This is a genomic window from Paenibacillus hamazuiensis, assembly GCF_023276405.1.
GTDB classification, from domain to species: Bacteria; Bacillota; Bacilli; order Paenibacillales; family NBRC-103111; genus Paenibacillus_AF; species Paenibacillus_AF hamazuiensis.
Window position 1 is genome coordinate 6450967 of record NZ_JALRMO010000001.1, and the last position, 6534, is coordinate 6457500.

The window sequence follows — 6534 nt, forward strand, 5'->3', positions numbered from 1 at the left end:
GCGATAACCTCCTACAAAATTTTCGATTCGTACGCTTATGCGTACATCATTAATCTTGATTATAGTGTACGCTTATACGTACGTCAACTATTTTTTAGGAGGTTTTTATGACTAAAAGAGTTAAGGTAATGATTAATGAATTAGCGCATAAACGCGGACTCTCGTTAAATAAACTTTCGGACTTAACCGGCGTGCGGAGAGCTGCTCTGAGTGAACTTGCTTCGGGAGTTAAGCGGGATAGAATTGAGTTTTCACATATCGAAAAAATTGCGGAAACGTTTGACATAGATGACATTCGCGAAATAATAACGATAGTTGACGTAGATGACGAATAAAAAAAAAAACGTTATCCATGTTGAATGCGTTATAATGAGCCTTATATAGATACTAAGGGAGCGCTGAAGATGGCCGGCAAGGTACAGTTTAATTTAGGGAAAACATTGGACGAGCTGGGGATATCGCGGAATAAGCTAGCTGTTGAGTCGAAGACAAGACCGGCGACGGTCCTTGACTTAGTTAGCGGGGATACGAAACGGATTGAGATTGACACTCTTGTAAATCTCCTTGACGCCTTAAACGAAATTGCACGCGGTAGAGGATTTACACGTCAAATAACAGTTAGCGATATCATCGAATATACCTCAGATGAAAAAGACGGCGGCCAATCGGAGTAATCGATAAGATTAAGCAATTAGCCAGAAACGGCGACCGTTCTGATCATCGGCTGCATGATGATGTGGTTTTAAACCACACCGCCGGATTAAGTCCGATTATCGGGCGTTTGTTAATACTCGCGCTCGGGGAAGCCCGCGGAGATTGTAAGGTATTTACGAGGTATTAGCGTTATATATGCGGCTAATTAACGTTCAGTAACGGTTATAACCGGACACTTCGGACGGGGGAAAAGCGCCCGTCTAAAAGTTGTGTCTGGACAGCAAGGCGTAGCCGCAGCCTGGACAGAAGCAAGGAACGTAGTGACGCAGCTTAAATGAAGCGGTAACGTATAATACCGATTACTGTACGTTATATTTAACGTAACATATTGATACGAAACTACAATCGTCCATATAACGGACTCGGCGGGTATGTAACGTTAGAATTACGGAGGATTAACGCTAGTATGACGGGAATGATACGTTGTATTAGCGTTATATAAACGGGTATTAGCGTTTAAATACGGTATATAACGTTATATAAACGCTATATATAAAAGATTTTAAATAATAAATAATTAAAAGATTTACGTATTACTCACTACGTTCGTAATACGTCCGTCCGGATAAAAATCAATCCGTACGGGACAACTAGGTATAGGGGCGCTATACGGTTTTAAAACCAAAATAAAAATAACAAGAATAGGCCGCCACCGCCCGACCGCAAAACCCGCCGCGAATCTCGCCATCTAACCACCGCCCTGCCTTCCTTGTTTTTACCGTGGAATTTACGTCAAATTAGCGCGTTTTGACGGTCGGGAATACATTTGGTCGGTCGGCGTTACTTAAACGGCTAAAAACACGGTAAAACAAAGGGACGTTTTTTATCCCACGGTGAGGGCGGTGGGGTAACGTGATGTGACGTCGAGGCGGACGTAAATCCAACATTTATCCATGTTTAGCGGACTAAAGCGTAAAACTACATTTATCCATGTTCACGTGCCTACACGTTTCCTTAACGCACTCTCCAAGAAGCCGAGACCTCTCGGAGTCACGCGCGTTGTAGGATAAGCTACCCCGTTCCTCACCGCTTCAACAACCGTAAAGTAGCCAGCTTTAACATACCTTTCATACGGTGTATTCCGGTTTGTTCCGTCCATTAGGATGCCGCGATCGCGAAGTATACTCATGAATTCGTTGCGTCCGTAGCCTAGCGCCTTCGCTGCTTGCGCCATAGATTGCGTCCCATCGGCGGACATTAACGTATCAAAGGCATCCGCTTTCGGCTGCATAACGGCCATTTTCTCGTTCGCCTTACGGACAACTTCGAGAGTTGAACGGAATAGCATCTGTGTCGATTCATCAGCGTTCGGCAAGTACGTTTTAACGAATAGGTCATCGTCGGATACGTAGCCGCCCGTTTTGCGTATCGCTGGGATAACGTCATGAGTAATCCAGCGTTTGAAGGCGCGGGCCTCCGGTTTTCGCGAAGTAAGGATTAGCGAGTAGAGTCCCGGTTCGTTAACTACTAGGAACGACCTGCCTTGCCTGCCATCATTTAAAATGACGTCAGCTATTTCATCGGATTCTATTCTAGTTACTGCCTGCCCTACGTTACCCAACCCTAACAAAGTGCAAACGTCCTTCACTACGAACCACGGCTCGCCTCCTCTTATAACAGTTCTTAGCTCGCTGCTCCCAAAATTAAAAATTCTCTGCACCTCATCCATCTCTAATCCCTCCTTAAATGATGCTTCCGATGATTAATACGCCGGCCGACGTTTGTTTTGCGCATCTAATTTAATAAGTACAAGAAAATCTGAAGTTGGGACATTGGAGACAAAAAAAAAATAACGCCACCCCCCGTAAGAAGTGACGTTATCTATTCGTTAATCCTCGTCTAACCGATCAAGCGGCGAAAACTTCGCGTGCTGGCGTGATACGTCCGTCCCCCACAGGTTGACGTAATTACGGACCATATCAAGCGTCGTGTGCCCGAGTATCTTTTGCAGCGAAAATATATCGCCACCATTCGTTATATACAGTCTGGCAAACGTATGCCGAAACGTATGCGGCGAACAACGGACGCCTTTAATACCGGCCTCAAGTCCGATATCCGCGATAACCTCCTGCATGGAACGCATCCGCCACGGCTCATTATCGATATTGACGAAAAGGAAATCGTGATCGAGCGGTCCGCGTATCGTTATAAACTCGCGGAGATGCCGCTCTAACGTTGATTGGAACGGCACGAGGCGCTCTTTGCGCCCTTTGCCGTACACTTTAATCAAACGCTCGCGCCACTGTATCCCCGTTATCTTAATGCCCTCAGCCTCGCTTATCCGCACACCGGTATCGAGAAGGACGGACATAAGGAGGTAGTTGCGATATCCAGTAAATGTTTGCTTGTTGGGCGTATCCAACAATTTGCGTATCTGTTCCTTCGAGAAAGTTTCGATTATTTTCTTTTCCGTTTTTAACAATTTCAGGCCTGAGAACGGATTGATCGTCAAAAACGCCTCGTCCGTCAAATAATTGAAAAACGCCCGCCACGCTCGCAAATATGTATTGATCGTCGTATCGCTAACGTTGCCTTGTTCCTGTTTTCGTTCGATACACGTGTACAAATGCTCTTGCTCGATATCAATCGGCCGTATAACGCTCTGAGCGGCCATTAGACGCTTTAACTCACCTAAACTATCCGAGTAATACTTTACCGTATCCACGGTCAAATTTCGCACGTTACAATAGCGTAGAAACGCACTTATTGCCGCGTCCATATCGACGGAAGGCAGCGCATATTCGACACCGCCCGTAGTTGCTGCGGCTCCGATCGAATTCACTCGCCGCTTACGCTCAGTCTGCGTTAATGGTTTCGTCAAACTAAAAGCACCTCCGTTATCGCGTTTTAAAAAGCCATCGGCTTTGTTTTACGCGATTCGAGAGGTGCGTGTTTTTCGTTAAGCACACGGAGACTGGACGAAAGCGATTCGTCAGATTCCGCTATGTACCGTTATTTAGCGGGCGATTCCCGTATAGGCAAACGCTGTGGCGTCCGCATGTGGCATCGCTACCGGAACGAAGAGTGTACGGACACTCCTAAGTCTGGTGCGTCTGCCAATTCCGCCATACGCGCTAACTTGTTTTAATAAAAGTGAGCCATGTAGGACTCGAACCTACGACACCCTGATTAAAAGTCAGGTGCTCTACCGACTGAGCTAATGGCTCATGATGAAATACTGGGGATCTAGGATTCGAACCTAGGCATGACGGAGTCAAAGTCCGTTGCCTTACCGCTTGGCTAATCCCCATCAACGACTGGTGCCGCCGAGAGGACTTGAACCCCCAACCTACTGATTACAAGTCAGTTGCTCTACCAATTGAGCTACAGCGGCATATGGTGGAGGCTGACGGGATCGAACCGCCGACCCTCTGCTTGTAAGGCAGATGCTCTCCCAGCTGAGCTAAGCCTCCGCTTATAAAAATTATTTTCCCCGGAAGGCAGGCGATAAATTATCGCCGCTTCGCGGGGATGTATGACCCGTAGGGGATTCGAACCCCTGTTACCTCCGTGAAAGGGAGGTGTCTTAACCCCTTGACCAACGGGCCGAAATGGAGCTTCCAACCGGGATCGAACCGGTGACCTCATCCTTACCATGGATGCACTCTACCTACTGAGCTATGGAAGCATGGCTCCCCGAACAGGACTCGAACCTGTGACAACTCGATTAACAGTCGAGTGCTCTACCGACTGAGCTATCAGGGAATATCACTGCCTTTTTGCAACGTTCGACTCTTGCATGTACTCGACCTGCGAAGGTCGAACGTGCTTTGGGCTGCTTGGCGACGTCCTACTCTCCCAAGACCCTGCGGTCTAAGTACCATCGGCGCTGGAGGGCTTAACGGTCGTGTTCGGGATGGGTACGCGTGGTTCCCCTCCGCCATCGTCACCAAACATGAGTTTTGTCTTAAACAAAACTCGCTTCGGAAGCATCTTGCTCCCTGAAAACTAGATGCGAATCACTTCAAGTTACGCTTTAGAATTTATCCTTTTAGGTCCCCGCAAAGTACTCGGAATAGGCTCCGAAGCATTTGCTTCACTTTGTGGGGCAATTTGGTTAAGCCCTCGACCGATTAGTATTCGTCAGCTCCACACGTTACCGCGCTTCCACCCCGAACCTATCTACCTCGTCGTCTACAAGGGGTCTTACATACTGGGAAATCTCATCTTGAGGGGGGCTTCACGCTTAGATGCTTTCAGCGCTTATCCCTTCCGTACTTGGCTATCCAGCCGTGCCTCTGGCGAGACAACTGGTACACCAGCGGTACGTCCATCCCGGTCCTCTCGTACTAAGGACAGCTCCTCTCAAATTTCCTACGCCCGCGACAGATAGGGACCGAACTGTCTCACGACGTTCTGAACCCAGCTCGCGTACCGCTTTAATGGGCGAACAGCCCAACCCTTGGGACCTACTTCAGCCCCAGGATGCGATGAGCCGACATCGAGGTGCCAAACCTCCCCGTCGATGTGGACTCTTGGGGGAGATAAGCCTGTTATCCCCAGGGTAGCTTTTATCCGTTGAGCGATGGCCCTTCCATTCGGTACCACCGGATCACTAAGCCCGACTTTCGTCCCTGCTCGACCTGTTTGTCTCGCAGTCAAGCTCCCTTCTGCCTTTGCACTCTTCGAATGATTTCCAACCATTCTGAGGGAACCTTGGGGCGCCTCCGTTACTCTTTAGGAGGCGACCGCCCCAGTCAAACTGCCCACCTGACACTGTCCCCATACCCGCTTAGGGTACCAGGTTAGAACTCCGATACGATCAGGGTGGTATCCCAACGTCGCCTCCACACAAGCTGGCGCTCATGCTTCAAAGGCTCCCACCTATCCTGTACAGATCGTACCAAAGTCCAATATCAAGCTGCAGTAAAGCTCCATGGGGTCTTTCCGTCTTGTCGCGGGTAACCTGCATCTTCACAGGTATTAAAATTTCACCGGATCTCTCGTCGAGACAGCGCCCAAGTCGTTACGCCATTCGTGCGGGTCAGAATTTACCTGACAAGGAATTTCGCTACCTTAGGACCGTTATAGTTACGGCCGCCGTTTACTGGGGCTTCGGTTCACAGCTTCGGTTTGCACCTTACCGCTCCCCTTAACCTTCCAGCACCGGGCAGGCGTCAGCCCGTATACTTCGCCTTGCGGCTTCGCACAGACCTGTGTTTTTGCTAAACAGTCGCTTGGGCCTTTTCACTGCGGCCCCCTCCGGCTATTCACCTTACCGGGGCACCCCTTCTCCCGAAGTTACGGGGTCATTTTGCCGAGTTCCTTAACGAGAGTTCTTCCGCGCGCCTTAGAATTCTCTTCTCGCCTACCTGTGTCGGTTTGCGGTACGGGCACCTTCTCCCTGGCTAGAGGCTTTTCTTGGCAGCTTGAGATCATGACCTTCGGTACTCCCGAAGTTTCCCTCCCCATCACAGCTCAGCCTTATCGATGCGCGGATTTGCCTACGCACCAGCCTTACTGCTTGGACGGACATCCATCAGTCCGCGTCACTACCCTTCTGCGTCACCCCATTGCTCATAACGGTTCACGGTGGTACAGGAATTTCGACCTGTTGTCCTTCGACTACGCCTTTCGGCCTCGCCTTAGGTCCCGACTAACCCTGAGCGGACGAACCTTCCTCAGGAACCCTTAGGCTTTCGGCGGATGGGATTCTCACCCATCTTTTCGTTACTCATACCGGCATTCTCACTTGTATACAGTCCACCTGTCCTTACAGTCAAGCTTCTACCCGTATACAACGCTCCCCTACTGCCCATTACTGGACCCATAGCTTCGGTGGTGTGTTTAGCCCCGTTACATTTTCGGCGCAGAGTCACT

At 49.3% G+C, this 6534-nt stretch carries 4 protein-coding genes, 7 tRNA genes and 2 rRNA genes (1 of these 13 only partly in view); 2 read left to right on the top strand and 11 right to left on the bottom strand.

What is annotated here, in order from left to right:
* Positions 1 to 107: 107 nt before the first annotated feature.
* Positions 108 to 335 (top strand): helix-turn-helix domain-containing protein, encoded by a 228-nt coding sequence (locus MYS68_RS28090; protein ID WP_248928991.1) that lies wholly within the window; start codon positions 108 to 110, stop codon positions 333 to 335.
* Between the two features lie 69 nt (positions 336 to 404).
* Positions 405 to 674: a helix-turn-helix domain-containing protein gene (locus tag MYS68_RS28095; RefSeq protein ID WP_248928992.1), complete on the top strand. Its 270-nt coding sequence runs from the start codon at positions 405 to 407 to the stop codon at positions 672 to 674.
* Between the two features lie 974 nt (positions 675 to 1648).
* Here MYS68_RS28095 and MYS68_RS28100 read toward each other — a convergent pair.
* The 11 genes from MYS68_RS28100 to MYS68_RS28150 form a co-directional block, all read right to left on the bottom strand.
* Complete coding sequence (locus tag MYS68_RS28100) at positions 1649 to 2383, bottom strand: phage antirepressor KilAC domain-containing protein (protein ID WP_248928993.1); 735 nt, start codon at positions 2381 to 2383, stop codon at positions 1649 to 1651.
* Between the two features lie 159 nt (positions 2384 to 2542).
* Entirely contained in the window at positions 2543 to 3535 is a 993-nt protein-coding gene (locus MYS68_RS28105; RefSeq protein WP_248928994.1) for a tyrosine-type recombinase/integrase, read from the bottom strand.
* 273 nt (positions 3536 to 3808) lie between these two features.
* A tRNA-Lys gene (locus MYS68_RS28110) sits at positions 3809 to 3881 on the bottom strand.
* A gap of 11 nt (positions 3882 to 3892) precedes the next feature.
* Positions 3893 to 3964, bottom strand: a tRNA-Gln gene (locus MYS68_RS28115).
* Positions 3965 to 3972: 8 nt separating this feature from the next.
* Positions 3973 to 4048 (bottom strand) — tRNA-Thr (locus MYS68_RS28120).
* Between the two features lie 3 nt (positions 4049 to 4051).
* Positions 4052 to 4127: transfer RNA gene (locus tag MYS68_RS28125), tRNA-Val, on the bottom strand.
* Positions 4128 to 4190: 63 nt separating this feature from the next.
* Positions 4191 to 4262 (bottom strand) — tRNA-Glu (locus tag MYS68_RS28130).
* 4 nt (positions 4263 to 4266) lie between these two features.
* Positions 4267 to 4342, bottom strand: a tRNA-Thr gene (locus tag MYS68_RS28135).
* A 1-nt stretch (position 4343) separates the two neighbouring features.
* Positions 4344 to 4419, bottom strand: a tRNA-Asn gene (locus MYS68_RS28140).
* A gap of 72 nt (positions 4420 to 4491) precedes the next feature.
* Positions 4492 to 4608: ribosomal RNA gene (rrf, locus tag MYS68_RS28145) — 5S ribosomal RNA — on the bottom strand.
* A 159-nt stretch (positions 4609 to 4767) separates the two neighbouring features.
* Positions 4768 to 6534 (bottom strand): 23S ribosomal RNA (locus MYS68_RS28150) (it continues 1149 nt past the right edge of the window).

Coding starts and splice junctions, on each gene's coding strand:
- MYS68_RS28090 (WP_248928991.1), top strand. CDS start 108: ATGACTAAAAGAGTTAAGGTAATGATTAATGAATTAGCGCATAAACGC.
- MYS68_RS28095 (WP_248928992.1), top strand. CDS start 405: ATGGCCGGCAAGGTACAGTTTAATTTAGGGAAAACATTGGACGAGCTG.
- MYS68_RS28100 (WP_248928993.1), bottom strand. CDS start 2,383: ATGGATGAGGTGCAGAGAATTTTTAATTTTGGGAGCAGCGAGCTAAGA.